General features: G+C 70.0%; 26 protein-coding genes and 1 tRNA gene. 9 read left to right on the top strand and 18 right to left on the bottom strand.

From position 1 onward, the window contains the following. Positions 1 to 26: 26 nt before the first annotated feature. From MKK75_RS09525 to MKK75_RS09550, 6 genes are all read right to left on the bottom strand, one after another. Complete coding sequence (locus MKK75_RS09525) at positions 27 to 329, bottom strand: type II toxin-antitoxin system RelE/ParE family toxin (protein WP_244042344.1); 303 nt, start codon at positions 327 to 329, stop codon at positions 27 to 29. After that, a complete protein-coding gene (locus MKK75_RS09530; RefSeq protein ID WP_244042345.1) occupies positions 319 to 588 on the bottom strand; it encodes a type II toxin-antitoxin system ParD family antitoxin in 270 nt (89 codons plus the stop codon). Before MKK75_RS09530 ends, MKK75_RS09525 begins: the two co-directional genes overlap by 11 nt. A gap of 232 nt (positions 589 to 820) precedes the next feature. Continuing rightward, positions 821 to 2326, bottom strand: a complete 1506-nt coding sequence (locus tag MKK75_RS09535) for a DUF2336 domain-containing protein (protein WP_244042346.1) — start codon at positions 2324 to 2326, stop codon at positions 821 to 823. Next, positions 2323 to 3405 (bottom strand): lytic transglycosylase domain-containing protein, encoded by a 1083-nt coding sequence (locus MKK75_RS09540; protein WP_244042391.1) that lies wholly within the window; start codon positions 3403 to 3405, stop codon positions 2323 to 2325. Before MKK75_RS09540 ends, MKK75_RS09535 begins: the two co-directional genes overlap by 4 nt. Positions 3406 to 3495: 90 nt before the next feature. Continuing rightward, positions 3496 to 4125, bottom strand: a complete 630-nt coding sequence (locus tag MKK75_RS09545) for a flavin reductase family protein (protein WP_244042347.1) — start codon at positions 4123 to 4125, stop codon at positions 3496 to 3498. Positions 4126 to 4383: 258 nt separating this feature from the next. Further along, positions 4384 to 4947 (bottom strand): nitroreductase, encoded by a 564-nt coding sequence (locus MKK75_RS09550; RefSeq protein ID WP_244042348.1) that lies wholly within the window; start codon positions 4945 to 4947, stop codon positions 4384 to 4386. Between the two features lie 225 nt (positions 4948 to 5172). Between MKK75_RS09550 and MKK75_RS09555 the strand changes: the two genes are divergently transcribed. Continuing rightward, a complete protein-coding gene (locus tag MKK75_RS09555) occupies positions 5173 to 6093 on the top strand; it encodes a hypothetical protein (protein WP_244042349.1) in 921 nt (306 codons plus the stop codon). A gap of 13 nt (positions 6094 to 6106) precedes the next feature. Here the strand turns inward: MKK75_RS09555 and MKK75_RS09560 are convergent, their stop codons facing one another. After that, complete coding sequence (locus MKK75_RS09560; protein ID WP_244042350.1) at positions 6107 to 6979, bottom strand: DMT family transporter; 873 nt, start codon at positions 6977 to 6979, stop codon at positions 6107 to 6109. Positions 6980 to 7241: 262 nt separating this feature from the next. On the opposite strand from MKK75_RS09560, the gene MKK75_RS09565 reads away from it, so the two are divergent. Beyond that, a complete protein-coding gene (locus tag MKK75_RS09565; RefSeq protein ID WP_244042351.1) occupies positions 7242 to 7640 on the top strand; it encodes a PRC-barrel domain-containing protein in 399 nt (132 codons plus the stop codon). A gap of 94 nt (positions 7641 to 7734) precedes the next feature. Here the strand turns inward: MKK75_RS09565 and MKK75_RS09570 are convergent, their stop codons facing one another. The 4 genes from MKK75_RS09570 to MKK75_RS09585 all read right to left on the bottom strand — a co-directional run bounded on the left by MKK75_RS09570 (position 7735) and on the right by MKK75_RS09585 (position 11542). Continuing rightward, positions 7735 to 7977 carry a hypothetical protein gene (locus MKK75_RS09570; RefSeq protein WP_244042352.1) on the bottom strand — a complete coding sequence of 81 codons (243 nt, stop codon included), beginning with the start codon at positions 7975 to 7977 and terminating at the stop codon, positions 7735 to 7737. 777 nt (positions 7978 to 8754) lie between these two features. Next, complete coding sequence (locus tag MKK75_RS09575) at positions 8755 to 8916, bottom strand: hypothetical protein (protein WP_244042353.1); 162 nt, start codon at positions 8914 to 8916, stop codon at positions 8755 to 8757. A gap of 889 nt (positions 8917 to 9805) precedes the next feature. Further along, positions 9806 to 9881, bottom strand: a tRNA-Lys gene (locus tag MKK75_RS09580). 98 nt (positions 9882 to 9979) lie between these two features. Next, a complete protein-coding gene (locus tag MKK75_RS09585) occupies positions 9980 to 11542 on the bottom strand; it encodes a 2-isopropylmalate synthase (RefSeq protein WP_244042354.1) in 1563 nt (520 codons plus the stop codon). A gap of 414 nt (positions 11543 to 11956) precedes the next feature. Here MKK75_RS09585 and leuB point away from each other — a divergent pair, with 414 nt between their 5' ends. From leuB to ubiB, 3 genes are all read left to right on the top strand, one after another. Then, positions 11957 to 13066, top strand: a complete 1110-nt coding sequence (leuB, locus tag MKK75_RS09590) for a 3-isopropylmalate dehydrogenase (RefSeq protein ID WP_244042355.1) — start codon at positions 11957 to 11959, stop codon at positions 13064 to 13066. Between the two features lie 106 nt (positions 13067 to 13172). Then, positions 13173 to 13958 (top strand): bifunctional demethylmenaquinone methyltransferase/2-methoxy-6-polyprenyl-1,4-benzoquinol methylase UbiE, encoded by a 786-nt coding sequence (gene ubiE, locus MKK75_RS09595; protein WP_244042356.1) that lies wholly within the window; start codon positions 13173 to 13175, stop codon positions 13956 to 13958. Between the two features lie 196 nt (positions 13959 to 14154). Next, positions 14155 to 15717: a 2-polyprenylphenol 6-hydroxylase gene (gene ubiB / locus MKK75_RS09600; RefSeq protein ID WP_244042357.1), complete on the top strand. Its 1563-nt coding sequence runs from the start codon at positions 14155 to 14157 to the stop codon at positions 15715 to 15717. A gap of 8 nt (positions 15718 to 15725) precedes the next feature. Here the strand turns inward: ubiB and MKK75_RS09605 are convergent, their stop codons facing one another. Continuing rightward, on the bottom strand, positions 15726 to 18686 hold the full coding sequence (locus tag MKK75_RS09605) for a response regulator (RefSeq protein ID WP_244042358.1): 2961 nt from the start codon (positions 18684 to 18686) through the stop codon (positions 15726 to 15728). Further along, positions 18683 to 19915: a cell division protein ZapE gene (zapE, locus tag MKK75_RS09610; RefSeq protein WP_244042359.1), complete on the bottom strand. Its 1233-nt coding sequence runs from the start codon at positions 19913 to 19915 to the stop codon at positions 18683 to 18685. Before zapE ends, MKK75_RS09605 begins: the two co-directional genes overlap by 4 nt. A gap of 290 nt (positions 19916 to 20205) precedes the next feature. Between zapE and MKK75_RS09615 the strand changes: the two genes are divergently transcribed. After that, positions 20206 to 20799: a GNAT family N-acetyltransferase gene (locus MKK75_RS09615; RefSeq protein WP_244042360.1), complete on the top strand. Its 594-nt coding sequence runs from the start codon at positions 20206 to 20208 to the stop codon at positions 20797 to 20799. A gap of 438 nt (positions 20800 to 21237) precedes the next feature. Here the strand turns inward: MKK75_RS09615 and MKK75_RS09620 are convergent, their stop codons facing one another. Then, positions 21238 to 21999 (bottom strand): ComF family protein, encoded by a 762-nt coding sequence (locus MKK75_RS09620; RefSeq protein ID WP_244042361.1) that lies wholly within the window; start codon positions 21997 to 21999, stop codon positions 21238 to 21240. 30 nt (positions 22000 to 22029) lie between these two features. Further along, complete coding sequence (locus MKK75_RS09625; protein ID WP_244042362.1) at positions 22030 to 22275, bottom strand: hypothetical protein; 246 nt, start codon at positions 22273 to 22275, stop codon at positions 22030 to 22032. Positions 22276 to 22442: 167 nt separating this feature from the next. Here MKK75_RS09625 and MKK75_RS09630 point away from each other — a divergent pair, with 167 nt between their 5' ends. Together MKK75_RS09630 and MKK75_RS09635 are read left to right on the top strand one after the other, a co-directional pair. Next, positions 22443 to 23333 (top strand): methyltransferase domain-containing protein, encoded by an 891-nt coding sequence (locus tag MKK75_RS09630; RefSeq protein WP_244042363.1) that lies wholly within the window; start codon positions 22443 to 22445, stop codon positions 23331 to 23333. After that, positions 23330 to 23692 (top strand): DUF427 domain-containing protein, encoded by a 363-nt coding sequence (locus tag MKK75_RS09635; RefSeq protein ID WP_244042364.1) that lies wholly within the window; start codon positions 23330 to 23332, stop codon positions 23690 to 23692. Before MKK75_RS09630 ends, MKK75_RS09635 begins: the two co-directional genes overlap by 4 nt. A 21-nt stretch (positions 23693 to 23713) precedes the next feature. Here MKK75_RS09635 and MKK75_RS09640 read toward each other — a convergent pair whose 3' ends face one another. Both MKK75_RS09640 and MKK75_RS09645 read right to left on the bottom strand, forming a co-directional pair. Continuing rightward, on the bottom strand, positions 23714 to 25222 hold the full coding sequence (locus MKK75_RS09640) for a DUF6880 family protein (RefSeq protein WP_244042365.1): 1509 nt from the start codon (positions 25220 to 25222) through the stop codon (positions 23714 to 23716). A 48-nt stretch (positions 25223 to 25270) separates the two neighbouring features. Further along, positions 25271 to 25510 (bottom strand): hypothetical protein, encoded by a 240-nt coding sequence (locus MKK75_RS09645; RefSeq protein WP_244042366.1) that lies wholly within the window; start codon positions 25508 to 25510, stop codon positions 25271 to 25273. A gap of 20 nt (positions 25511 to 25530) precedes the next feature. Between MKK75_RS09645 and MKK75_RS09650 the strand changes: the two genes are divergently transcribed. Continuing rightward, positions 25531 to 25902 carry a hypothetical protein gene (locus MKK75_RS09650; protein ID WP_244042367.1) on the top strand — a complete coding sequence of 124 codons (372 nt, stop codon included), beginning with the start codon at positions 25531 to 25533 and terminating at the stop codon, positions 25900 to 25902. A 6-nt stretch (positions 25903 to 25908) separates the two neighbouring features. Here the strand turns inward: MKK75_RS09650 and fabI are convergent, their stop codons facing one another. Beyond that, positions 25909 to 26739: an enoyl-ACP reductase FabI gene (fabI, locus tag MKK75_RS09655; protein WP_244042368.1), complete on the bottom strand. Its 831-nt coding sequence runs from the start codon at positions 26737 to 26739 to the stop codon at positions 25909 to 25911. Positions 26740 to 26989 lie beyond the last annotated feature (250 nt).

The following is a 26989-nucleotide window of genomic DNA, read 5'->3' on the forward strand; positions in this document are numbered from 1 at the left end:
ACGGGCTTAGGCTGGCTTGGAAATCTTCAGGACATGCCGTCGAGCCGATTGCGGCGGCCATCCACGACGGTGACGATATTGACGCGGTTGACCGGACCAGAATCCGTGTCAGGAACGGTCTCGTAGAGAATGAGAGACGGATGCGCGACCAGGATGCGCGTCGACGGGCGGATGTTCGGCCGCCGTGAGCTCATTCTCGGAAGATCTGCGAGCCGCGAGACACGCGGCTCGATCCGATTGGCCGCGATGATGTTGTCCGAGCCGATCGCCCTGTAGATAGAAATTAGTCCTTCGCGGGCATGTCGGGTCCAGATGACCTCAACCGCCATGCTCAACATCGTCTGTTACGATCATGCCTGCGTGGGCGTCCCGCCGCAGATCGCCGAAGTCCGGCGGACCGACGAAGCCACTGGGAAGTCCGCGGTCCCACGCCGTGCGAAGTCCCGCGACGTCCTGTTCGCGAAGCTGGCGGCGCGTCGACCAGGGCCGGACTGCGTCCTGGACCGCTTCACCCGTCGAGGCGTACTCCCCTGCTTCCACAGCCGCGCGGATTTCTGCCGCCATGGGCTCGGTGAACACCACCGTCATGCGCGCCATGTCGGCCCTATGAACCCCGCCCTGACGGTGCCTTGCCGGTATGATCAGGGAATAACATTGCATAGCGCCGCGGCAAACCGCGCCGAACGATGCCCACCGGTGAGATCCGATAGGCGACCTGTCGACGGTCAACGTTCGTGAAACGTGGGATTGTGATCGATGGTGGCGCAGCCACCGATGACCAACCGCATCACGACGAACGCCTGATCCAACATACGCGCCGTCAGGCGGCGATCTTGGCCGCCTTGTCGGGCTCGCCCTCCGCGGATGTGCCTGCCACCGGCGTGCGGCTGGCGCGGAACTGATCCAGCAGGCTGTCCTCGAGGCTGCTCAGCACGGCCTCCGTGGCGGCCTCCGTCGCCGGGTCTGCCGCTGGTGCCTCGGTCCGGTACCAGGCCAGGATCTGCTCGGGCAGCGCATCCAGGATCGCGCCGACCGGGTTGTTCGGTTCGACCACCACCGTTGCGACCGCGGTGTCGGGGACGACGACCTGTGCGGTCTCGGACGAGACGGCCGACCGGCGCTGGTCGTCCAGGGCGGCGCGCCACGTCGCATCGAGCGTCTCGGCCTCGCGGCGCGCGGTCTCGCGCGCGACCGCGGCCGCCGCGATGGCGCGGGCGGCATCCCGGGCCTCATCCCGGGCGGCCTCGGCCTCGTAGCGGTTGAGCAGCACGAGGACCGGCTGCATCTCGGCCCCTGGCAGGCTGGCGCAGGCCTCGATCGCGCAGGCGATGATCCGCTGCGACAGGCCGGTGCCGCGGACGGGCGTCGCGCGCCGGGCGACGTCCTGCCACGCCCAGAGCGCGGCCTGCAGGGCCGGCAGCAGCGCGTCGGGGAGACCCGCCCGGTGGTGCAGATCGGCGAAGGCCCGCGGGTCGCGCATCGCCCGGGCGACCCCGGCATGATCCTGGCCGGACAGGTCGGCCAGGGCGGCGAGGGCGAAGTCGGTCCGCCCCGACAGCACGGCGCGCAGGATAAGTCCGGCGTTGAGCTGGTGGCTCGTGCGCAGATGCGCGACCAGCCGGGCGACGCCGGCGGCGCCGGAGCCCTCGCAGACGTCGAGGGCGACGCGCTCGCCGACCTCCCGGCGCAGCCGGTCGCAGCGCTCGCTCCCGAGCCAGCCCCGGTCGATCACGAAGCCCGAGAGCGCCTGCGCCACCGCGAGTCCGACGGCGTGGCGCACCTCCGGCGGCAGGTCGGCCCGGCCGAGCAGGGCCTCGCGCAGGTCGGGCTCCGCGCCGCGGCGCTCGATCATGCGCAGCATCCGGCCGGCGGTGATCTTTGCGGTCGGATTGCGGATGAGCGCCACCAGCGTGTCGAGCTCGCCGATCTCGGCCAGCGCCCCGGAAACCGTGTGGGACAGGTGGTGCCGCGCGGCGATCACGGCGCGCGTCGCCTCGTCGCCGAGGGCGGCGGCGTCCACGAGGTCGGCATCGGTCAGAACCGGCGAGCGCGCCAGGACCGGACGCGCCACCTCCGGCACGTCACAGGAGAGCGCCACCACCAGCGGTCGCGGCGTCCGCGCCGAGGCCGCGCAGGTTTCCGCTAGGGCCCGGCGAACGATCGGCGAGGGATCGTCCAGGAGGGTGAGGAGCGCGGTCTTGGCCTCCCAGGCCTCGTCCGCGGCGAGGTCGCCGTAGAGATAGGCGCGCGCCAGGACAGCTGCGGCCTCGGCGCGCTGGGCCGCGGAGGCGGTCTGCGTCCGGGTCAGGAACTCGCGGATGATCATGGACCCCTCCGGGGTGCGAACAGGCTGTTCCCGACGCCGGTCGTGGCGCCCGCCGCGGCGAGCTCGGCCGGGCGCCGCGGCGGCAACGGCGGGTTGACGAGCGCGCCGCCGGGCGGCGTCGCCGCGGGGGCAGCGAGCGCGCCGGTCGCGACCGGATCCGGAGCGGATGCGGCCGTGAACGGATCCGAACCGGTCCGCGGGAAATAGGTCGGTGCGGCGTGCGCGGACGCCTGCGCCTGGCTGCGCGCCTGCAGGTTTCGCGCGGCGGCATCGGTGGCGGTCACGCGCGGATCCGTCTGGAACAGGCTGCGCAGGTCGCTCGTGCCGCCGAAGGCCGTCGCCGCGCTCGCATAGGCCGAGACCGCCTGCGGCGCCGCCTCGTCCTGGCGCAGGCCGGTGAGATCGGTGGCGGCGGCGCCCTGGGCGGCCGCCGCGAGGCTGGCGTAGAGTTCGGCCGCGCCCCGCGGGCGGCCGGTGCGGTCGTAGAACAGGGCGCGGTTGGCGGCGGCGGCTTCCGGCAGATCGAGGGCGGCGGCCCGGGCCGGGAGGGCGCGCGCGGTCGCGATCAGCGCGGCGGCGCCCTTGGCACCGAGCACGTGCGCCACGTAGAGGTCGCCCGCGGTCGGCTCGCGGCCGAGCGTCCCGGACAGGGCCTCGGCGTTCTGCTGCGTCAGGGCTCCCGCGAGCGTCGCCGAGACCTTCGGATCCCGCCGTAGATCGAGGATCGCCTGCCGCTGCCCGGCATCCGCCACGACGTAGCTGCCATCCGCTTGCCGTGTGATGGCATCGGCTTCGGTCTGGAGCCCGAGGCGGGGGCCGGCGTTCTTCATCACGCCGAGCCAGGTCTGCTCGATGAACTGGAAGAGCCCTGTGGCCGAAGAGGTCCCGGCTTTGGCGGCGGGATCGAGGGCGGATTCCCGCCGCGCCGTGGCGAGCAGGTAGTCGAACCCGACGCCGCTCGCCATCGCCCCATCGCGGATCGCCTGGACCACCGGTCCTGAGACGGCTGTCCCCGGCATCGCTCGCGCCGGCGGCGGCGGGCTCTCCGGAGGGCTGGACGGCGTGGTGAACAGGAACATCCGGGCGCGCACGGGGGCTGGAGACCTCCGGAATCTGCGCCCGCTATGGTAAACAAGCCCTCAATCCGTCTTGGAAGACGAAGTCCGGTTTCAGGACGTCGAGAACTCGCCCGCGCCCTTCGGCCTCCGCATCTGGAAGCGGGTGTCCTGCGTGGCGTGGAAGTAATCGAAGTAGCCGCCGCGCATGATCGGGTGCATCGCCCCGGTATCGACCATCCCATCCTTCACGTAGGCCGCGTCGACATAGATCGAGACCACTTGCCCGATGACCAGGAAGTTCTTCGCCTCGCCGCCTTCGAGCGGGACCAGCGGGACGGTCTGAAGCCACCGGCATTCGAGGGCCGCCGGCGAGGCCGCGACCCGTGGCGGGCGGACCTTCTGGGAGGGGGCGGTCGCGAGCTTGGCGAAGGCGAACTCGCTCTCGCCGCGCGGCAGCGGTGCCGAGGAATCGTTCATCCCGTCGCGCAGATCCCAGGTGGCGAGGCTGCATACGAATTCCCGCCCCTCCTCCGCGAAGGTCATCGCATCCTTTCGACCCGAAGACGAGAACGCGACCATGTTGTCGGCGACCGCGTTGAAGAACGAGTAGGGCGCGAGATTCAGCTTGCCGTCGCGGCTCATGGAGCTGATCCAGCCGATCGGCCGGGGTGCGACGATCGCCTTGAGCGGGTTGTGCGGAAGCGCGCGCGCCTCCCGCGGGACGTCGAGATCGTAATGCACCGAGGACCTCCGAAGCGCCGACGGCAAACGTCCCGGCGGCGACAGCAACTGGTCCTTAACGCACGATCGCGATCGAAAGACGCCTCTTCGCGACAGATCGCACGACCAATTATTGATCGTGACACGCAGGGCCGTCCTTGCCGGCGCAGCGACGCAGCCCGGTGACGCGCCACGCCGGAAGCTGTCGCGCTTGCCTCCGTCGCCTCGCTGCGCTCGCATCGTCGCGTGGGTCCGACGGGTCCAGCGCCGAACAAACCCTCAAAGGAAGGTGACGATCTCGTCGAGCGCCGGCCGCGGCCGGTCGGGGGGCACCTCGCGCGCCCGGCCGATATGGACGAAGCCCGCGAGCTTTTCCGACGGTGCCAGCCCCAGCGCGTCCAACACGCGGCGGTCATAGGCGAACCATTCGGTCAGCCAGGAGGTCGCGAACCCGGCCGCATTGGCGGCGATCACGAGGTTCATGGTGGCGGCGCCAACGGAGAGCACCTGCTCCCATTCCGGGATCTTCACGTGCGGGCCCGCCCGCGACACCACGGCCACCGCGACGGGGGCGTGCGTCAGCCGCCCGCGCTCCTGTGCGAGGCGCTCCGCGGAAGCGTCCTGATTGTCGGCCGCGAAGGTCGCCGCGATCGTCTCGCCGACCCGGTCCCGCGCCGCGCCAGCGATCACGATGAAGCGCCAGGGTGCCAGCTTGCCGTGATCGGGCACACGGGAGGCGGCCGTGAGGATCGTTTCGAGCTGTGCCCGGTCCGGACCGGGTTCGTCCAGCAGCGGCGGCGGCACCGAGCGGCGGGTCTTCAGGAGATCGAGGGTGGCGGTCATGCGCTCCGTCCCGGGTTCGCGATGCGGACGGGATGTGGCATGCGCCGGCCGCCCGGGGAAGTGCGGCCTTGCCGTCGCCATGGTCCGGTTGCAGACGGCATACGACAGGGACGGGGTCTCTGCTGAACGCGGCGCGGGTCCGCGAAGTGTGCCCGCCCGTCACCGACGTGGATCGTGCCGGACGCCGAGGCGGCGAAGAGGCCGGCAGAGGAAGAGGTCCGATCGATGCGCACGAGGCTGGCCGCGACGGCGTTGGCGATTCTCGTCACGGGAATCGCGCTCGTGCCCGCCCGCGCCCAGGATCCCATCCAGAATCGTCTCGGCGGCCCCCTGCCCTCGCCGTCGATCACGACGCCGGATCTGCCGCCCGCCCTCCCATCCGCGGAGCCGGAGGCGCCGCTGTCGCTGTCGGCGCTGCTGTCCGGGCCGGGCACCCCGCTGCGGCAGGGCCTCGCATGGCGGATCTACGACGAGGCCGGAGATGGCGTCCGGCCCTCGATCGTCGCGCGATCGTCGGAGGCCGAGCCACGTTTCGTCCTGGCGCCCGGTACCTACACGGCGACCGTGACCTACGGTTTCGCCACCGCGTCGAAGCGGATCGTCATGGCGGGCCAGCCGGTCACTGAAACGCTGCGCGTGGCGGCCGGCGCCCTGAAGCTCTCCGGTGCGGTGGGCGATCAGAAGATTCCACCGGCCGAAGTGTCGTTCTCGGTCTTCGTGCCGGTCGGGACCAATTCCGAGGGCCGGCTCGTCCGCTCCGGCATCAAGACCGGCGAGCTGCTGCGGCTGCCGGAGGGCACCTATCACGTGGTGTCGATCTACGGCGAATCCAACGCGATCCAGCGGGCCGACCTCCGGGTCGAGAACGGCAAGGTGACGGAGGCGACCCTCAACCACCGCGCCGCGACCGTGACCCTGAAGCTGGTCTCCGCACCGGGGGCGGAGGCCTTCGCCGGCACTGCCTTCTCGGTACTGACGCCCGGCGGCGACACGATCCGCGAGGCGATCGGCGCCTTCCCGCAGGTGACGCTCGCGGAGGGCGACTACGTCCTGATCGCCCGCCATGACGGGCAGGTCTACACCCGCGAATTCAAGGTCGAGAGCGGGCTCGACCGGGATATCGAGGTGGTGGCCAAATCGGGCTGAGGCGCGGGCCGCATCAGGCGAACCACCGTGCCAGCGCGACGCAGACGGCGACCGCGGCAGCCGCGACGATCATTGCCGGCTCGATCCGCTCGCCGAGCACGAGGGCGGCGACGCCGAACCCGAGGAACGGTTGCAGCAGTTGGAGCTGCCCGATCGCGGCGATCCCGCCCCGGGCGAGCGCCCGATACCAGAACACGAACCCGATCAGCATGCTGAACGTCGCGACGTAGGCTAGGCCTGCCCAGGCCGGCAGTGGAATCGCAGCGGGTTCGGCTGGGCTCAGGATCAGCGCCAGCGGCAGACTGACCGGCAGCGACAGCACCGTAGCCCAGGCGATCACCTGCCAGCCGCCAAGCCGCCGCGCCAGGACGCCGCCCTCCGCGTAGCCGAGGCCGCAGATCAGGACCGCGGCGAACATCAGGGCGTCCCCGGGCCCGGGTGCACTCGACAGTCCGCGCGCGGCGAAGCCCACCGTGATGAGCGCGCCGCAGATCGACAGCAGCCAGAACGTGCGGGACGGCCGTTCGCCGGATCGCAGCGCCCCGAACAGCGCGGTCGCGAGCGGGAGCAGACCGACAAAGATGGTGCCGTGCGCCGCGCTCACCGTCCTCAGGGCCAAGGCCGTCAGCAGGGGGAAACCCAGCACTACGCCGGCCGCCACGATGACGAGCGCCGGGATATCCCGCCCGCGCGGCCGTCGCTCCCGGAAGGCCGCGAGGGTCGCCGCGGCCGCGATCCCGGCGAGGGCTGCCCGCGCGGCGCTGAGGAACGGCGCATCCATGCCGGTCAGCGCGAGGCGCGTGGCCACCAGCGACGCGCTGAAGATCGAGACGCCGATGAGCCCGTCGATCCAAGCGCCGGCGCTGCCGTGGCGCGCCGATGTCATCCAAACCGGCTGTCCCACCAAACGACCCTCCCGTGCGTGCCACCGCCGTGGGTGACATCACCGAAGAGCAGCTGCCAGGGACGATGCCATGTCGGGCGGCCGATCTGTCCTGCCGTGCGGGCAGTACGATCCGGGTCGATCCGTGCCCCCGGCAATCGCCCGCTGTTCCATGTTCCGGAGATTAACATTTCCGTGCGGTTGCGGAACGAGTCGGAGACTCAGCGGATTTCCAGCCGCCTATTTCGGGCTTCTGGAGACACATATGCGCCGCCTCGTCCTCGCTACCCTCGCCGTCGCAGCCCTGGCCGGACCGGCCCTCGCCGCCAATGAAGCGCCCGCGACCACCGCTCCGAAGTTCGAATCAGTCCCGCAGGACGCCGTGCTGAGCTACAACCTGATCGGGCTCAACGTCACCGACGCGCAGAACAACACCGTCGGCGAGATCAAGGACCTCGTGATCGATCACGACAAGCTCACGGGCTACATCGTCTCGGTCGGCGGCTTCCTGGGCATGGGCGAGCACTACGTGGCGGTCACGCCGTCTTCCATCGCCCTCGGCTACGACGCCAACGCTAAGAAGTGGAAGGCGATCATCGGCGCGAGCAAGGATCAGCTGAAGTCAGCGCCCGAATTCAAGTACGACGGCAAGTTCAAGCGGTAAGCATCTGGAATTCGTCCCCGGCCGCGTGACGGGCGGGGACGGTCCGGCACCGTTCAGACGGCACGGCTGCGACGCACCTCGGCTGGACCGCGCGTCAGACGGGACCGTCGAAGGCCTCGTGCGCCATCCGGGCGACGACGGCCTCACGCCGGGCCTGACGCAGGATGATACGCGCCGCAGCCCGCGCGTTCGCTGCGCGAAGCGGAGCCTGCGGTCCGCCTTCGCGCAGGGCGCGCCACGCCAGCGCACGAAACCATTTCGCGTTGGCGAGCGCCGCCGCCCGGCGGCTGATCGGACCGCCGACATCGAGCGGCTTTTCCAGAGTAACGGACGCCATTGGCTCAATCCTGGACTGCGACCCGCCGCTTGTCCGCCTGTGAGACAAGAGATGGATACCTATCGCCACTTGGGCAATAGTGATGCCGCTCCTAACTGTCAGATAGATCGCGATGATTCGGCATCCTCCGAATGCGGTAGGCCGATTCTGCCGGCGTGCGGCGTGCCGGCCGGATCGATGGGCGGGAACGTGCTTGAGCGGCAGCGACGTCCCGCCGCGAAACCTGCTGTCCGGACGGCCGCTCGGCATCTGACAAGCGATGTTGCGTTCCGGCGATCTGCGATGCCCCTACCTTCGCCACTACCGCGCAAGCGGGCCAACTCGACACCTGCCATGGCCGATCGCCTTGCACACGGTACACGGCAGCGACCTGTGGTTAGCGTCATCGGGCGATCCCACCCGCCAGCTCATCCTGAAATGCCCGCCTCAGCGGGCCTCGAAGGAGAGCTGCAGGGATAGCGCGGCTGGCCGGAGGTCTCCTCTGAGGCCGAGGCTTCGCTCCAGCGCCTCAGGTTGAAGGGATTGGCTGGGCGGGCCGACTTGTGGTTTCGCAGTCTCGCGTGGCGTACCGTGGGCAGGCCACCGCATCATTCGCTTTGGCCCTTGGTGTACCACAGGTTTTCGTTGCCAAACCGGTGGCCGCTTTTGCGGACTCGCTCAGGAGCGCTCCACCCGGGTCGTCCCAGGCGGGGCGAGGATCAACTCCCGTTGCGCGACTGTGGCGGGTGGTGCGGAACGAGAGCGGCGGATCCCTGAATCGACCGCTCGATCGGACGCCTAATCGACCGTCCGGCTCGGTTCGCAAGGCGCGTCGTCATTCGGGTCGATGATCATCGGGGCGGCGGCTCCGAAACCGAGGGCTGCCTCCCCGATCAGGTCGTCGAGCGCGTCGACGAACTTGAAAGCGTGATCGAAGACCCGGTGCAGCGTTCCGTTCATCGGCGATTCCCTCCCCGTCCGAGCGCGCCGCCGTGGACCGGTGGCGCCTCAGATTTCGCGTGTCCTGCGGCGCGCCCGGCGCGATCAGAGGAAATGCAGCGGCAGGGCACGGTCGAGCATCTCGGCGTAGGTGCCGGCCAGAACGGCGACGGTCACGGCGGCGGCTGCGGCTGCGACGGTGAGGCGGGTGGTGCGGGTCATCGTCTGTCTCCATCGGGTCCGCGGTAATGTTCGCGGCGTGACACCGATGTAAGCTCAAGCTTTCCCGGTCGACGTGCTACAGCACACGATCGCTGGACGACGATCCTGCCATCAGGCCGAGGCCACCGGTCTCAGCAAGCGCTGCAGATCGGCTTGGCCGTGGGCTGCCCCTCATGTTCCAGGCGATCCATCGTGGCGTCTCGCCCTTGGGCGGGTGATGCATCGTCCCGAGGGTCTCCGGTGCCGGAGGACGGCGTCCTGGCCATGCCGGTCGGGGCGGTGCGATCGCCGCGGCCCCCATTCCGGGAGTTGACGAAGGCCAGTCGATCGATCGGCTCCGCGCGAAACGGAGCCCAGGTGCTCCGTTCGCGGGCTGAGGCTTCGAGCTGTGCCTCGGGATCGACGCCGCCAGCGGCTCCGAGGCCGGGCTTCAGGAGACGGCCCGGCTCGAGATTGGGCGGTAGAGCGCCGTCCGAGACCGCGACAGGCGCAGCAGAGGAGGATGGCGATCCGACGCGCGACGATGGCGGGCTCCTCAACGTTCGGGGTCTCGCCTCGCCCGTAGGCCGAGGCAGCGAAACTCCAAGCCGCAGCGCATGCACGCGGCCTCAACGTTGAGCACGTCCTAACCCGAGATCCAGCTGTTATCCCGCCGGGTCTACGATATCGCTTCGTAAGTCTGAGAGGATGGTGGGCGCACTAGGGTTCGAACCTAGGACCCGCTGATTAAGAGTCAGCTGCTCTACCAACTGAGCTATGCGCCCGATCGCATCTGCGATCGCCCGGCGGCCACCAAGTCCGCTGGGGTGGCGGGCTGATACCAACGTGGCCGGGGGCTGTCCACCCCCGACGCCGGTTTTTCTCATTCCGCAGCGGCATGCTGTGCATGCACGCGCACCGCATGGGCCGCGAGCTTGTTCAGCGCCGAGAGATACGCCTTGGCGGACGCCACCAGCGTATCCGGGTCGGCGCCGCGGGCCGTGACGCTGCGCTCGCCATCCCGCAGGCGCACCGAGACCTCGGCCTGGGCATCGGTCCCGCCCGTGACGGCGTGGACCTGATAGAGTTCCAGCTGCGCCTGATGCGGCACCAGGGCCGAGATCGCGTTGAACACGGCATCCACAGGCCCGTTGCCGTCCGCCTCCTCGATCCGCGTGCCGGTCTCGTCTGCGACCCGCAGGGTCGCGCGCTGCGGGCCCCGAGTGCCGGCGATCACCGACAGGGAGACCAGGCGGATCCGGTCGTGCGCCGTGGCGAGGTTCTCGTCCACCAGCGCCTCGATATCCTCGTCGTAGACGTGCTTCTTGCGGTCGGCCAAGGCCTTGAACCGCTCGAACGCATCCTGGAACTGGTTGTCGGACAGGTGGAGGCCGAGATCCTCCAGCTTGGAGCGGAAGGCGGCCCGGCCGGAATGCTTGCCCATCACCAGGGAGGTCTTGGTCAGGCCGACCGAGGCCGGCGTCATGATCTCGTAGGTCTCCGCGTTCTTGAGCATCCCGTCCTGGTGGATGCCGCTCTCGTGCGCGAAGGCGTTGCGGCCGACGATCGCCTTGTTGAACTGCACCGGGAAGTTGGTGGCGTGGCTCACGAGCTTCGAGGCGCGGGTCAGCATGGTCGATTCGACCCCGGTCTCATAGGGCAGCACGTCGGCGCGGGTGCGCAGGGCCATGACGATCTCCTCGAGCGCGGCGTTGCCGGCCCGCTCGCCGATGCCGTTGATCGTGCACTCGACCTGCCGGGCGCCGCCCTCGATGCCGGCGAGCGAGTTGGCGATCGCCAGCCCCAGGTCGTTGTGGCAATGGACCGAGAACACCGCCCTGTCGGCGTTCGGTACCCGCTCGCGGACGCTCGCGAACATGTCGCGGTACTCGGAGGGCGTGGCGTAGCCCACGGTGTCGGGCAGGTTGATCGTCGTGGCACCGGCCTTGATGGCGGCCTCGACGCAGCGGCACAGGTAGTCGATCGGCGTGCGAGTCGCGTCCATGGCCGACCATTCCACGTCTTCCACGAGGTCGCGGGCCTGGGCGACGGTCTTCAGGATGATCTCGACCACCTCGTCCTGGCTCTTGCGCATCTGGTGGGCGAGGTGGATCGGCGAGGTCGACACGAAGGTGTGGATTCGCGCGCGCTGGGCGTGCCGCACGGCCTCGCCGGCCCGGGCGATGTCGGCGGGGATCGCGCGGGCGAGGCCCGCGATGGTGGCGCGCTTGGTGCGCTTCGCGATCTCCGAGACGGCCTCGAAATCGCCGATCGAGGCGATCGGGAAGCCGGCCTCGATGATGTCGACGCCCATCGTGTCGAGGAGTTCGGCCACCGCCAGCTTCTCGTCGAACGTCATGGTGGCGCCGGGGCATTGCTCGCCGTCGCGCAGGGTGGTGTCGAAGATCAGAATGCGGTCGCGGGCTGTGATGCTGGTCGTGGTCATAGTCTTACCCTGTCGCGGGCCGGCCGGCATGTGGCGCGGCGCGGCGTGATGCCCAGGCGGGCGGGTTCGCGAATGTCGAAAAATCCCCTGAAGGCCCAGGCGCGCGCCCGGACGGCCCTCAGGGGCGGGTAAGCAGAAGCGAAAGGCGAAGCCCGGCGCGGCGCGCACGGAGCCGGCGCACCGTAGCGGCGGTGCAGGCGGTCTCGGTCGCTGAGCCGGCTCTGGCCAAGGCTCGTCTCTCCCGGGTCGGGCGCGGACGGCATCGAGCAGCATCCGCGCGGTGGGCGGCAGAGGTAGCGCCCGTCCGCTCGAAACACAAGTGCCAGCCTCCGTTTGCCTCCCGGGGCGCCTTGCCAATGGCGGTCCCGCCTCGATAAAGCCCGCCGGCACGTCGAGAGAATCCGCGAGACCGCCATGGCCAGCTACAAGCTCCTGCTCCTCCCCGGCGACGGGATCGGCCCGGAGGTCGCGGGCGGCATGCAGGTGGTACTGGACGCCCTCAAGGAGACCGGCCTCGCGACGTTCGAGACCGAGACCGACCTCGTTGGCGGCAGCGCCCTCGACGCCCACGGGGTTCCGCTGGCCGACGCGACTTTGGAGCGAGCCCGCAACGCAGATGCGATCCTGCTCGGTGCGGTCGGCGGCCCGAAATGGGCGGGCGTGGCTTATGAGAACCGCCCGGAGGCCGGGCTGCTGCGCCTGCGCAAGGATCTCGACCTCTTCGCCAACCTGCGCCCGGCGATCTGCTACCCGGCGCTCGCCGAGGCGTCGGCGCTCAAGCGCGAGCTGGTCGAGGGCCTGGACATCATGATCGTCCGGGAACTCACGGGCGGCGTCTATTTCGGCGAGCCGAAGGAGATCACCACCCTTGAGGACGGCTCCAAGCGCGCCGTCGACACCCAGGTCTACACGACCGGCGAGATCGAGCGGATCGCCCACGTGGCCTTCGATCTCGCCGGCAAGCGCTCTGGCCGGGTCGCCTCGGCCGAGAAGCACAACGTGATGAAGTCCGGAATCCTCTGGAAGGAGGTCGTCACCAGGGTTCACGCCGACCACTACGCCGACCTCCAGCTCGAGCACATCCTGGCCGACAACTGCGCCATGCAGCTCGTGCGCCGGCCCAAGCAGTTCGACGTGCTGGTGACCGACAACCTGTTCGGCGACGTTCTATCCGACATCGCCGCCATGCTGACCGGCTCCCTCGGCATGCTGCCCTCGGCCTCATTGGGCGCGGTCGATGCGAGCGGCCTGCGCCGGGCCCTGTACGAGCCGGTCCACGGCTCCGCCCCCGACATCGCCGGCCAGGATAAGGCGAATCCGATCGCCATGATCGGCTCGCTCGCCATGTGCCTGCGCTACTCCTTCGGCCTCGGCGAGGCCGCGGACGCGTTGGACCGCGCCATAACGGACGCGCTCGCGGGCGGCGCGCGCACCGCCGATATCGCCGGCGCGGATACGAACCCGATGGGTACCCGTGCCATGGCGTCGGCCGTGGCCGATGCCTTGAAGGCCCGCGCGGCCTGACGTTCCGGACACAGGTGCCGGGGGAACGCCGGCGCCCGCGTGTTACGACGCATGGCGGATGGGCGCGCGCTTCGCTAAGACGCGCCCATCGAGAAGCGGGAGCGTCATGAAGGTCGAAGACGGGGCGTCCGAGCGCGGGAGCGCGGATTTCGGCTTCGAGCGCGTGGCGCTCGACGAGAAGCAGGGGCGGGTCGACAGCGTCTTCCACTCCGTGGCCCGCCGATACGACATCATGAACGACCTGATGTCGGCCGGCCTGCACCGGGCCTGGAAGGCGCAGCTCGTCTCCATGCTGCGGCCTCCGCAGACCCGCGCCTTCACCCATCTGGACGTGGCGGGCGGCACCGGCGACGTCGCCTTCCGGGTGCTCGCCGCCGGCGGCCCGCGCACGCGGGTGACCGTACTCGACATCAACGAATCGATGCTGCGCGTCGGTGCCGAGCGGGCGCGGGAGCGCAAGGTCGACGCAGACGGTGACCGGATCGCCTTCGTGACCGGCAATGCGGAGACGCTGCCGCTGCCGGAGGCCGCCTTCGACGCCTATACGATCGCCTTCGGCATCCGGAACGTGCCGCGGATCGAGACGGCGCTGGCCGAGGCGCGGCGGGTGCTCAAACCGGGCGGACGCTTCCTGTGCCTGGAATTCTCGGCCGTCGACATCCCGCTCCTCGACCGGATCTACGACGCCTACTCGTTCAACGTGATACCGCGGATCGGCGCCCGGGTGGCGGGGGATGCGGACTCGTACCGCTACCTCGTCGAGTCGATCCGGAAGTTCCCGACGCGCGGGGCCTTCGCCGGCATGATCGAGCGCGCCGGCTTCCGCCATGTCACCGACCGGCCGCTCACCGGTGGAATCGTGGCGATCCATTCGGGCTGGAAGGTCTCCTGACCGTGATCTCGGCGCGCGATCTCCCTCACCCCTCTGCTATGGAGGGTACCCTGCGGGGAAGGCGGAGCGAGGGGCAGCGCGACCCCGAGAGTTTCGGCTCCCGAAGCGACCTCTCCAGAACCGGCGCTCCCCTCTCACGACCCGACCTTATGGCCGGGCCGCCCTCCCCCGCAGGGGGGGGAGGGAAAAGGCTCGCATGATCGGCGCCGTGATCAACCTTTTCCGCGGCGCCCGGGTCGGCTTCGTGTTGGCCCGCGAGGGAGCCCTCGCCTTCGCAGACCCGTCGGAGCTGCCGCCGCACCTGCGCCTCGCCCTGCGGATCGGACGCCTGCTGGAGCGGCCCGGCCTCGGCGCGGGCGCCGCCCGGCTGTCGGCGGCGCTGACCCGCCTCGGCCCCTCCTACGTGAAGTTCGGCCAGTTCCTGGCGACCCGGCCCGACATCGTCGGCATGCGGGCCGCCTTCGACCTGGAGACGCTGCAGGACCGGGTTCCCCCCTTTCCGCAGGAGATCGCGATCCGCACCGTCGAGGCCGCCCTCGGCAAGCCCGTGAGCGCGCTGTTCGTCTCGTTCAGCGAGCCGATCGCCGCCGCCTCGATCGCGCAGGTCCACAAGGCAATCGTGCGGGATGCCGACGGCACGCAGCGCGCGCTGGCCGTGAAGGTCATGCGGCCGGGCGTGCGCGAGCGCTTCATGCGCGACCTCGAAGTTATGCGCTTCATGGCCCGGGTGGTCCACGCCCTGTCGCCGCAGGCGGAGCGGCTGCGGCCCCGCGAGGTCGTGGAGATCCTGGCCCGCTCCGTCCTCATGGAGATGGACTTTCGGCTCGAGGCGGCGGCGGCCTCGGAACTGGCCGAGAACACCAGGAACGATACGGATTTCCGCGTTCCGAAGCCCGAATGGGAACTCACCGCCCGCGAGGTGCTCTCGGCGGAATGGATCGAGGGGACCCGCCTGCACAGCGCGGCCGAACTCGCCGCCAAGGGGCACGACCCGCAGGCGATCGGCCGGACCGTGATCCAGAGCTTCCTCCGGCAGGCGATCCGCGACGGGTTTTTCCACGCCGACATGCACCAGGGCAACCTGCTGGTCGATGCCGAAGGCCGGCTGGTGGCGGTGGATTTCGGCATCATGGGGCGGCTCGGCCCGAACGAGCGCCGGTTCCTCGCCGAGATCCTGCTGGGCTTCATTCTGCGCGACTACCGCCGGGTGGCGAAGGTGCATTTCGAGGCCGGCTACGTGCCGGCCCACCACTCCGTCGATGATTTCGCGCAGGCGATCCGCGCGATCGGCGAGCCGATCCACCAGCGCCGGGCGGACGAGATCTCGATGGCCAAGGTGCTGACCCTGCTCTTCGACATCACGGCCCTGTTCGACATGAGCACCCGGACCGAGCTGGTGATGCTCCAGAAGACCATGGTGGTGGTCGAGGGCGTCGCCCGCTCCCTCGATCCGCGCCTCGACATGTGGACCACCGCCGAGCCGGTGGTGCGCGCCTGGATCGCCCGCAACATGGGACCGGTCGGCCGTGCCCAGGGCGGCCTGGAGGCGTTGCGGGTCGTCTCCGACGTGGTCGGCGATATCCCGGATCTCGCCATGCGGGTGAAGCGCGTGCTGGTCCGCCTGGACGAAGCCGGCACGGGCGATGCCCGCCGCCTGGAGGGGTTCGCCCGGGCCGAGCGCGTGCGTGCGATCTGGTCGACCCTGGCGCTGTGGGGCATCGCCGTCGGGGCTCTGGTGCTCGCCTTCCGGGGCCTCTGAGGCCGCGGTCAGGCGGCGTCGGCCTGCGACGGCATCAGCGCGCGCAACTCGCGGACGAGTTCACCGAGCCCCGTCTTGCCCTTGGCCAGGACCCGGTCCGCCTGCCCGGCGAGCCGCCGCCGGTCCTCGGCGGTGATGTCCTTGGCGGTGAGCACCACCACCGGCACGTCGCGCCGGTCCGGGCGCTCCCGCAGAACGCGCAGGAAGGTGAAGCCGTCCATCTCCGGCATCATCAGGTCGAGGAGGATCAGCCCGGGCTGCTCCTCCGCGATCCGGTCCAGCGCGCGGACGCCATTCTCCGCTTCCCGCACGGGAAAGCCTTCGCGTCGCAGGTAGGCGCAGATATGCGCGCGGACATCCGCCTCGTCCTCGACCACTAGGATCGGACCTTCGCCGCCCGCGGGCCGGAACCGATCCACGACCTGGCGCAGGTTGCCCCAGTCGATCGGCTTCTGGAGATAGTCGGTCGCACCGAGCGAGAAGGCGAAGTTCTGCTCGTCCAGGATGGTCACCATGACGATCGGCGTCGCCCCGATCTCGGGGTCGGCCCGCAGCGCCCGCAGCACGTCCCAACCGTCCATCTGCGGCATGGTCACATCGAGGAGCACCGCCCGCGGGCGCAAGGTCCGGGCGAGGTCCAGTCCCCGCCGCCCGTCCTCGGCCACCGTCACGGAGAAGCCCTCGCGCTCCAGGAACCGGGCGAGCAGGTCGCGGGTGGCGGCATCGTCGTCGATCACCAAGATGGTGTTGCGATCGGCCCCGACCGTGCCGGCTTCCCCCGGCGCCGACGCCTCGGCGCCCGGAACGTGCAGCGGCAGAGTCAGCGTGAAGGTGGTGCCCTGCCCTTCCCGGCTCGCCACCGTGATCGCGCCGCCGAGCATCTCGGCGAAGGCCCGGGTGATGGCGAGGCCGAGGCCGGTGCCGCCGAAGCGGCGCGTGGTCGAGGCGTCGGCCTGGGCGAAGCGCTCGAACAGCTTGGCGACCTGCGCGGCCGTCATGCCGATGCCGGTGTCGGTGACATCGAAGCGCAGTGCGTCTCCCGTGCGGGCGACCGCCAGGGTGATGCGTCCGTCCTCGGTAAACTTGGCGGCGTTGCTGAGCAGGTTGATCAGGCATTGGCGCAGCTTGGTGACGTCGGTATGGGCGATGCCCAGGTCGTCGGCGAGATCGAGCGCCAGAGTGTTGCCCTTCTTGGCGATCAGGCCCTCTACGGTCGTGGCGACATCGCGCACCACCGCAGCCACGTCAAAATCCTCGGCGAAGATCTCGACCCGGTCGGCCTCGATCTTCGAGATGTCGAGCACGTCGTTGATCAGGCCGAGGAGGTGCCGCGCATTGGACTCGATCTTCTTCATGTCGGCGATGAGCGCCGCCTCGCCGAGATCCTCCAGCTCCTCCTGCACCATCTCGGAATAGCCGATCACCGCGGAGAGCGGCGTGCGCAGCTCGTGGCTCATGTTGGCCAGGAACTGGCTCTTGGCGGTGTTGGCCGCCTCGGCGGCGGCCCGGGCCGCCTCGATCGCGGCCTCCGCCTCCTTGCGCTCGGTGATATCGGTGTGCGTCCCGACCCACTCGCGCAGGCTGCCGTCGGAATCGAGGATCGGCACGGCGCGCACGCTCATGTGCCGATAGCCGCCCGAGGCGATGCGGATCCGGTGTTCCGTCACGTAGGGACGGCGGGATGCCACCGCCGTCGCCCAGGCCGTCCGGGTATGGTCGCGGTCCTCGGGATGGATGGCGTCGAGGAAGCCGAGCCCGGCATAGGCCGCCTCGTCCTGTCCGGTGAACCGGCTCCAGGCGATCTGGCGGCGCTGGAGGCTGCCCTCGGGATTGGCCGTCCAGACGATCGCCGCGCTGGCCTCGATCAGCGAGCGGAAGCGCTCCTCGCTGCGCCGCAGCCGGGCCTCCGCGAGATGGCGGATGGTCTCGTCGACGACGACGAGGCCGACGCCCTCGACAGCCTGTCCCACCGTGCCGGTTGCGGGGTCGGCGCCGCGCAGCGGATAGAAGCTCATCGAGAACTGGCGCAGCCCTCCCGGCGCCGAAGGCGTCGGGACAGCGACCGGCACGTCGGGCGAGACCAACCCCTCCTTGAGGGCCGCGTCGAGCTTCGGCGCCAGCTCCGCGCGCAGGGTCGGCAGCATCGCCCAGATCGGCGCGCCGAGATCGGCCCCGAACCCGCGCTCGCTCATCGTTGCGAGCGCCCGATTCATGTGTCGGATCTGGAGGTCGCGGTCGAGGAAGCCCAGCCCGACCGGGGCGTTGGCCAAGACGCCGTCGAGGAGCCGCGACATGCGCAGCGATTCCTGGCGCCGCACCAGGGCGAGGCGCGCGAGGAACAGGATGGCGCCCAGCGCCGATGCCCCGGACAGAAGGAACAGGATCAATCCGCGCCGGTGCGCCCGGACCTGGAGCGCGGCGAGGTTCGCGGCCGCGACCTCCTGGCGCGCGGCGGCCTCCATGCGGATCGCGTCCATCAGGCGCTTGCCCTCGCCGGACCGGACGAGGTCGGTCGCCGCATCGAACCCCTGCGCGCGCCGCGCCGCGATCACCCGGGTGGCGAAGTCCCGCTTCTGCGCGATGAGGCCCCCGAGCGACGCTCCGCCTGCGCGAACCGGTTCCTGCGCGGCCGAGCCGAGGCTCGCCAACTCCGCCTCGATCCGCGGAAGAGCGGCCGTGTAGGGCGCAAGATAGTCCTCGCTGCCGACCAGCACGAAGCCGCGCTCGGACGTTTCGAGGTCTTTCACTTCGGAGATCAGACGCTCGACCTCGGCGATGACCGCGTTGGTCCGGGCGGTGGCCGCGCGGTCGGCCTCGCCCGCGAGGTAGTTCGCCGTGCCGGCCGCCAACGCCACGACGAGCAGGATGAACGCGGCGGGCGAGCCGAGCAGCGGCCCCAGCGGGCCGGCGCCGCGCCAGTTGCGCCGCCGCAGGCGAAAGATCGATCCGACCCCCGGGCGCGCGATCATGTCTCGACCAGTCCCGTGCTTGCGCCGGAGGCTTCCGAATCGGGTTTGCCGTGCGGCAGGGCGAGGTATTCGCGCGAGCGCATCTCGATCAGCCGGGAGACGGTCCGGTCGAACTCGAAGGCCTCGCGTCCGGTCGCGGCGGTGTAGAGTTCCTGCACCTCGGCGGCGGCTGACGCCACCAGCTTGACGTGCCGGTCGTAGAGCGTGTCGATCAGCGTGATGAAGCGCTTGGCCTCGTTGCGCTCAGCCTCGGTCATCACCGGGATCCCGTCGAGGATGATCGTGTGATAAGCGCGGGCCAGGGCCAAGTAGTCGGACGCGCCGAGCGGCTTGCGGCAGAGATCATCGAAGTCGAAGCGCGCCACGCCGCCCGCCGCCTCCGGGATCACGACGTCCCGCCCGTGGACCGCGACCACCGCCGGCGGGCCCTTCGCCTTGCCGGTGAGGCCCTTGAACGCGGCATCGAGGGCGGCGCGGGCCTCGGGGCCGGCCGGTACGTGATACACCGCCGCCCCGCCGAGCTTTTCCAAACGGAAGTCGGTGCGGGAGTCGAGGCGCAGCACCTCCACACGCTCAATCAACGTCGCGATGAAGGGCAGGAACAGGGCCCGATTCAAGCCGCCCTCGTAGAGCCGGTCCGGCTCGACGTTCGAGGTCGCCACCACGGTCACGCCGCGCCGGAACAGGTGGCCGAACAGGCGCCCCAGGATCATCGCGTCGGCGATGTCGGTGACCGTGAACTCGTCGAAGCACAAGAGGGTGGCCTCGTCGGCGAGCTGATCGGCCACCGGGCCGATCGGATCGTCGCCCTTCACGGTGCCGGCTTTCAGTGCCTGGCGATAGGCGTGGATGCGCTCATGGGCGTCGGCCATGAAGCCGTGGAAGTGGACCCGGCGCTTCGGCTCCGGCGCCGATTCGTGGAACAGATCCATCAGCATGGTCTTGCCGCGCCCGACCGAGCCCCAGATGTAGAGCCCCCGGGGCGTCTCGGCCTCGTCCTTCCGCCGGAACAGCCAGCCCAGCGCACTGGTCTTGCTGGCGCGCTTGCGGCGCTGAAGATCCGAGATCAGCCGGTCGAGGGCGCGGACGAGGCGGGCCTGCGCCGGATCGCGCTCGATCGCGCTCGATGCGACGAGGGCTTCGTAGCGTTCGTGGACCGGCCCTGGCGAAACGGCCCCGGCGCGCGCCTCCGGCGATGGCGTGGTGTGCAGGCCGGATCTGTCGTTCACGCCGCTTGTTCCTCGCAGCCCGCTGCCGCGCCGTTCGGGCGCCCGTGCCCGCATCGGTAGCCGACGGCCCGGGCCTCCCCCTGTGCCGGGGAAGGCCAACCTGAATCAAGTGCGCGACGGACGTCCGGACATCAGAACGCTTCGGCTGATCGGCGCATGGCAGCCGCGCGCATGGCCGTTCGGACAACGTGTTGCATTGCACAATGAGCCGCGGAATGCGACATCCGCGGTGGTTCTCGGGAGGGACGTCCGGAGTTTCTGCGCGCGAGCGCTCAGACCGGAGACCCAACATGGCCGTTTCAGCGCGTAACGCGCCGGTCCGCACCGTCCGGCGCCTGTGGCCGGCGGACCGCGACGCGGTTCTCGACTACTTCCTCCGCCTCGATCCCGAGACGCGGGCGAGCCGCTTCATGGGCAATGTCAGCGAGGCGGGCGTGCGGGCCTATGCCGCGCAAGCGGTCACGGCGGACGGCATGATGTACGGCGCCTCCGTGGACGGCGTACTCCGCGGGCTCGGCGAGCTTCGGCCGATGGGACCGTCCCCGTCTCGCTATGCCCTGGGCCCACGGGCCGAGGCGGCGTTTGCGGTCGAGCGGGCCTTTCGCCGCCAGGGCCTTGGCGCCGACCTGTTCGCACGGATCGCCCGCGCGGCTCGCCACCGCGGCGTCGTCGACCTCCACGTGCGCTGCCTGTCCGGGAATGGGCCGATGCTCCGGCTGGCGGCGAAGCACGGCGCCGCCTTGCGATATGCGGGCAGCGAGATCGACGGCGCCCTCCATCTCGAACAGCCCACGCCGTTCTCGCTCTGGTACGAGGGCATCGCCGAGGCATTCGATTTCAGCCTTTCGGTCAGCTTCCCGAACCGGCCTGGCACCGCGGCTTGACGGTATCCGCCCGCGAAGCGTCCGAGCGACGGATTGCCGTTCGGACGGTTCAAGTCCTGGTTTCGACCGGGCGAAACCGTCCACGGGCGCAGGGCGGAGCCTTGGACATGCCGCAGGGCTAAGCCCTGAGAACCCGCCGGAGGGTTGAGAACCAGCTCATTTAAAGTGTTTGACGCTCGCCTCGCCGGTCAGCAACCTCGGCGGGCGTGGCGCCGACTGGATTGCTTCGCTTGCGCTCGCAAGGACGGTGCGCGGATGCAATGGCCACCACGCCGTTGATGATCGCGCAGAAAACCTCACCCCGCCGCCGGTTGGAAACACCTTGAGAGAGCTGGACTGAGAACCCTTTGGAAGCCCGGAATCTCGGGTCAAACAGGTCGTGATGCCCACGGGTTCGAGGCTGCAATTGCTGCGGGCGAAGCGCGGGGCGAACAGCGCTCAACCGATCCCGTCGCCCACAAGCGCGAAGGTCAGAAGATCGACGGAGACGGCCCCGCCGCGCAGGAGTGCCCGCGCGGCGGCGTTGCCGGTGGCACCGGTCGTCGTCACGTCGTCGACGAGGAGGACCCGGCGCCCGCGGATTCGATGGGCTTCGGCGGCCGGCACGCGGAACGCGCCGCTGAGGTTCTCGGCCCTGGCCGCCCGGCTGAGCCCGACCTGGGAGCGCGTTGCCCGCACGCGCGCCAGCGCAGCCGGCGCGAAGGGAAGCGCCGCATCGGCGGCGATCGCCCGACCGAGCAAGGCCGCCTGATTGAAGCGGCGGCGCCAGAGGCGGGCCCGATGGAGCGGAACCGGTACGAGGCAGTCGGCTTCGGCAATCAGGAGGCGTCCGCGCGCGGCCATCATCCGGGCCATCACCTTAGCGAGGTCAAGGCGATCCTCGTACTTGAGGCGGTGCACCAGGCGGCGCGCCGCGCCTTCGTAGAGCGATACAGCCCGGCAGCGGCCGAAGACCGGTGGCTCGGCGATGGCGCGCGGCGAGAGCAGCGGGCCGAGTCCGAGATCCACCGCGAAGGGCGTCCCATAGCGCTGGCAGACCGGTTCCTCGATCAGCCGCAAGCCGGACCAACAGCTCGGGCAGAGCGCACCGGGATCGGCCGTCGCCGCGCCGCAGCCCGAGCAGGTCGGTGGGTAGATCAACGACAAGGCCCCGCGCGGTATTCCGCGCAGGGCCGCAGCGACCGCCTGGATCGCCGTCATCCCGTGACCGGCTCTCTGTCAGCCGGGTTGTTACTGGGCCGAGACGGGCCGCGCCGGCGCACCCATCTGCTGCTGATCCATCTGGCGAGCGCGGGCATTGGCCCGGTGGCGGCCGATCGCGCAGCCGGCGGCGGCGCCCATGAGGCCGTGATGGCCGGCGTAATGGCCGGCGATGCCGCCGACGATCGCGCCCTTGATGCAGCCCTTGGCCTCGGCGCCGCCCGCAGCGGTGAGGGCGGCGATGGCGACGACGGCTCCGACGAGGGTGCGCTTCATGGTGATTTCTCCCGAACAATCTGGGCCATACGGCCAACTGCACCAGCAACAGCGCGCCTGCCGAGTCGTTCCACCCGTCTGCCGCACCTCACGATTCCGTGCGTCTTCCGCAACATCAAGGGTTCGAGATGCTGGCGGGACGCCACCGTCCACGCCATTTGCGCGGGATGGATGCTTCCGCCACCCTGTTCGACACCGCGACCGTTCGGCAGCGGCTCGCCCGCGCCGTCCAGAGCGGCTACGCCGGCTTTCTGCTCGACCGCCTCGCCGAGGATCTGGACGACCGCCTGGGCGCGGTACTGCGCAGCTTCCCGACCGTGCTGGACCTCGCCACGCCGGTCCCGGTCGCCGCGCCGATCCTCGAACGGCGCTACCCGCAGGCGTGGCATCTCCGGCTCGCGCCGCTGGCGGAGGCCGGCGGCAACCGGATCGTCGGCGATCCGGAGCTGCTGCCGCTGGCGCCCGGAAGCCTGGACCTCGCCGTCTCACTGCTTGCCCTGCACGGCGTGAACGATCTCCCCGGCACCCTGATCCAGCTCCGCCGAGCCCTGCGGCCGGACGGATTGTTCGTCGGATGCCTGTTCGGCGGCGCAACGCTGACGGAGCTGCGCCAGAGCTTCGGTCAGGCCGAGAGCGAGATCGAGGGCGGCATCAGCCCTCGGGTCGCTCCATTCGCGGCCGTCCGCGAGGCGGGCGCCCTGCTACAGCGGGCCGGTTTCGCGCTTCCGGTGGCCGACACGGACACCCTGACGGTGCGCTACGCCGATCCCTTCGGCCTGATGCGCGACCTGCGCGCCATGGGCATGACCAACGCCATCACCGAGCGGCGGCGGACGCCGTTGCGCCGGTCGACTCTCGTGCGCGCCGCGGAGATCTACGCCGAACGGTTCGCCGATGCCGATGGGCGCGTCCGGGCGACCTTCGAGGTGCTGTGGCTGTCCGGCTGGGTCCCGCATGCCAGCCAGCAGAAGCCGCTGCGACCGGGCAGCGCCAAGTCGCGTCTTGCCGACGCTCTCGGAACGATCGAACTGAAGCCGCAGGAGCCAGAATCGCCATGAAGATACCGGGACCCGACCATCCCATCACCGTCACGCCGGAGACGCGCCGCGTCCGCGTCACCGTGGCCGGCACCGTCGTCGCCGACACGCGCGACGCCCTGAGGTTGGAGGAGGCCAGCTATCCCCCGGTCTTCTACGTGCCGCGCCGGGATACGCGGTCTGCGTTCTTCGCGCCGTCGGCGCGCACCAGCCATTGCCCCTACAAGGGCGACGCGCGATATTTCGATCTCGCCGTTCCCGGAACGCGGCGGCCCGACGCGGTCTGGAGTTACGAGATGCCCTACCCCGCGGTCGATGCGATCCGCGAGTATGTCGCGTTCTACCCGGATCGGGTCGACGCCCTCGACGTGTTGGACTGATCGGCCGAAGCGTCTCGGCGCTCAGGCGTGGACGAGGGTCCAGAAGCCGGACTTGCGCCCGTGCTGTTGCCGAAGCTTGGCGCGGTAGCCCTCCGGATCCGGCTCGACCGCGCCGGGTTCGAGCCGCGCCGCCAAGCCGTCGAGTTCCGCGAGGTAGCGCGCGGCGTGCGGGTAGGCCGGACTGCGGCCGTAATCCAGAATCCCGTCGATGAGCCGCCGGTAGAGGATCGTGGCGGCCAGGGGATGGTCCTGGGCCAGGACTTCGGCGGCCGGTGCCAGGACGGTGTAGCGCAGGGCACCATCCCAGACGGTCGGCCGATCCGTCACCAGCCGGGCTGCGCGGCGCGGGTCGGGCCATGCGGTCAGGAAGGCGAGCGCCCGATGGGTATCCGAATAGGCCTCGACATGGTCCAGGGCGCGGTGGAGCGCCTCCTCGTCCTCGAAATCGGGTAGTTTGGCGAGGAACCCGCGCAACATGGGCGCGTCGAGCTCGTTCTCGAACCTGGTCCAGCGCAGATCCTGTGCCTCCGCGCTCCGGCCGAGGGCGTCGAGGATTTCGATCTCCACCACCTGCCGTTCGCGCTCGGGCACCCGCGGGTCGAAGACAGCGATCAAGTCTTCCCGGGTGGCCATGCGGCGCTGGGGATCCTGCTTGCGCCGGATCCAATCCAGCGCTTCCTGCGCGCGGCCCGTGCCGAGCAGGCGCCTCGCAATCTCGGCTCGGTCCTCGGCCCCGGGTGCGATCGCGCTTTCGAGGGCGATATAGGCGTCCGGATCGCCGCGGCGGTCGGCGATGGCCTGACGCAGACGCTGGATCTCGATGCGATGGTCCAACCGGTAGAGCGCAGCGCGCTTGCGCCGCTTCATGTCGGTCTCAGTGCGCGTTGCCGCGTCGGCGAGGCGGACATCGATCTCCGCGAGGGCATCGACCGGAAGCACCGGCACCATCTCGCTGAGGAGAGCACCAAGCGGGCCCAACGGATCGTCCGTGAACGGTCCGACGAGGCTCACGGCGACGCTGGCGGCGGCATGCGGCGGCAATGCGCTTGCGATCGCGACGAACCCTGCGGAGGCCCGATCGAAGATGCCCTGAATCGCGCCGTTGCCGTCGTCGACCCGGTCCAGCACCGTGTCGGCGCCGTCGAGGAACCGGCGCAGGCGGTCGAGGGCCGCAGCGGAGTCGAGGGGGCGCAGCTCGTCGAGGATCACCGTGACCAGGGCGGTGAGATCGGCCGCGAAGGCGCGGCGCTTCTGCCAATCGATGTAGCTTTGGGCGCCTTCGAGCGCCGTCAGGCGCCGATCCACGATCGCCGCGACGGCCTCCGGCCCTTGGAGCGAGGCGAGCGCCGCGCTGACCAGCTTCTTGAAGCCGGCATTGCGCGCTGTTTCTCCAAGGATGAGGCCGATCAGGCGGTCCATGCCGAGCGCCGCCAAGGTCTCGGGCGACGGCGTCGTGCGACGTGCGCCCTTCGGTAGAGACGGCTTCTTGGCTGGCGGCGCCTTGGGCTCTACCGAACGCGTTCGTGCCACGACCGCTCCTGTCGATGCGCACCAGCCCCCATGGTCGCCCGCGTGGGTCTACTCGACGACCTTGGCGCGCGGCCGATCGTTGCCCGGAGCCGTCTCGTCGTGCCAGCCGCCGGCCTGATCCTGGTATCGGATGCCCTCCGTCGAGCCCGGCACCTGCTGCTCGGCCGCCGCAGCCTGCGCTGCCTGCAGGGCTTCCTCTCGGCTCGGAAAAGTCTCGGAAAAGACGTCGCCGACCTTGTAGGCGAAACCGCCATCATGCTCGACGATACGATAGGTCACTTCGGACATCACGCCTCCTGTACGCGCCGATGATCGTTGAGCGCGAACCCGCCGGACGCGCCACGGTTCCGGAAGGCTTGATGCGCCAGCCTCCGATCCGCCGGAAAGTGCGGTTAGACGCGATCGATCCCGGCGGTTCCAGAACGATGATGCGGCTCAGAACGATCCTAGCCCTGACACTCCTGCTCGCCGCGCGACCGGCCAGCGCCGAAGACGGCTTCCTCGACAAGCTGTTCGGCGGCTCCTCGCGGGGGACGCCACCCAATCCGTTTGCGTCGAACTACTCCTCGACGCCGCCCACGGCCGACGACGTCCGGACCGAGCGAATGCGGCGATCCGGTCGCGGGGAGCGGGGAACACAGGCGTCGCCCCTACCCCCAGGCCGAATCCCCGAGGAGTGAAGCGGATCAGGAATCGCCGACCACCCCGGCCGCATCCTGGGCCTGAAGCACATCCGGACGCGGCATCGAGATGATGTTGTAGCCCGCATCCACGAAGTGGATCTCGCCGGTCACGCCGCCCGAGAGCGGCGAAAGCAGGTAGAGGGCCGAGCCGCCGACATCCTCCAGGTTGACCGTCCGCCGCAGCGGAGCATGGGCGCGCTGGTGGTTGTACATCAGCCGCGCGTCGGCGATCCCGGCACCGGCCAGCGTGCGCATCGGACCGGCCGAAAGGGCGTTCACGCGGATCCCGTCGGGCCCAAGATCGCTCGCGAGGTAGCGCACCGAGGCTTCGAGGGCCGCCTTGGCTACCCCCATCACGTTGTAGTTCGGCATGACCCGCGTCGCACCGCCATAGGTGAGCGTCAACAGGGAGCCGCCCGGCTTCATGCGCTTCGCCGCCCGCTGGGCGATCTCCGTGAAGGAGAAGCACGAGATCGTCATCGTGCGCACGAAGTTCTCCCGCGTGGTCACGTCGACGTAGCGGCCCTTGAGCTGCGCCTTGTCGGAGAAGCCGATGGCGTGAACCACGAAGTCGAGCCCGCCGTCGAACCGCCGGTCGAGCGCCTCGAAGGCGGCGTCCACGGATGCCAGATCGTCAACGTCGCAGGGCAAAACGATGTCCGAATCAAGCTGGGCGGCGAGCGGCGTCACGCGTCGGCCCAGCGCCTCGCCCTGATACGTGAAGGCCAGTCGGGCCCCTTCGGCGTGGAGGGCCCTGGCGATACCCCAGGCGATCGAGTGATCGTTGGCGACACCCATGATCAGGCCGCGCCTGTCCGCCATCAAACCCGTCATGCCGACATTTTCCCGAACGCGCCCGCCGTGCCCGGAGGGCCGGGCCGCGATGCGCTCGACCGAACCGCGACAGGGTGCCTTAACGCGCCTCGCGCCGCGCTCCAAACGCGCCGGAGCTTGGCAGCGAACAAAAAAAGCCCCGCCTCACGGCGGGGCGCTCACGATCCTGCGGGCGGGCTCAGAAGTGGCCGTCGGTCTGTGAACTGGCGTCTTCGATCAGCGCCTGCTTGGCGTAGATCGCAGCATATCC

The sequence above is a fragment of the Methylobacterium sp. J-030 genome (genome assembly GCF_022829545.1).
In the GTDB taxonomy this organism is placed as follows: domain Bacteria; phylum Pseudomonadota; class Alphaproteobacteria; order Rhizobiales; family Beijerinckiaceae; genus Methylobacterium.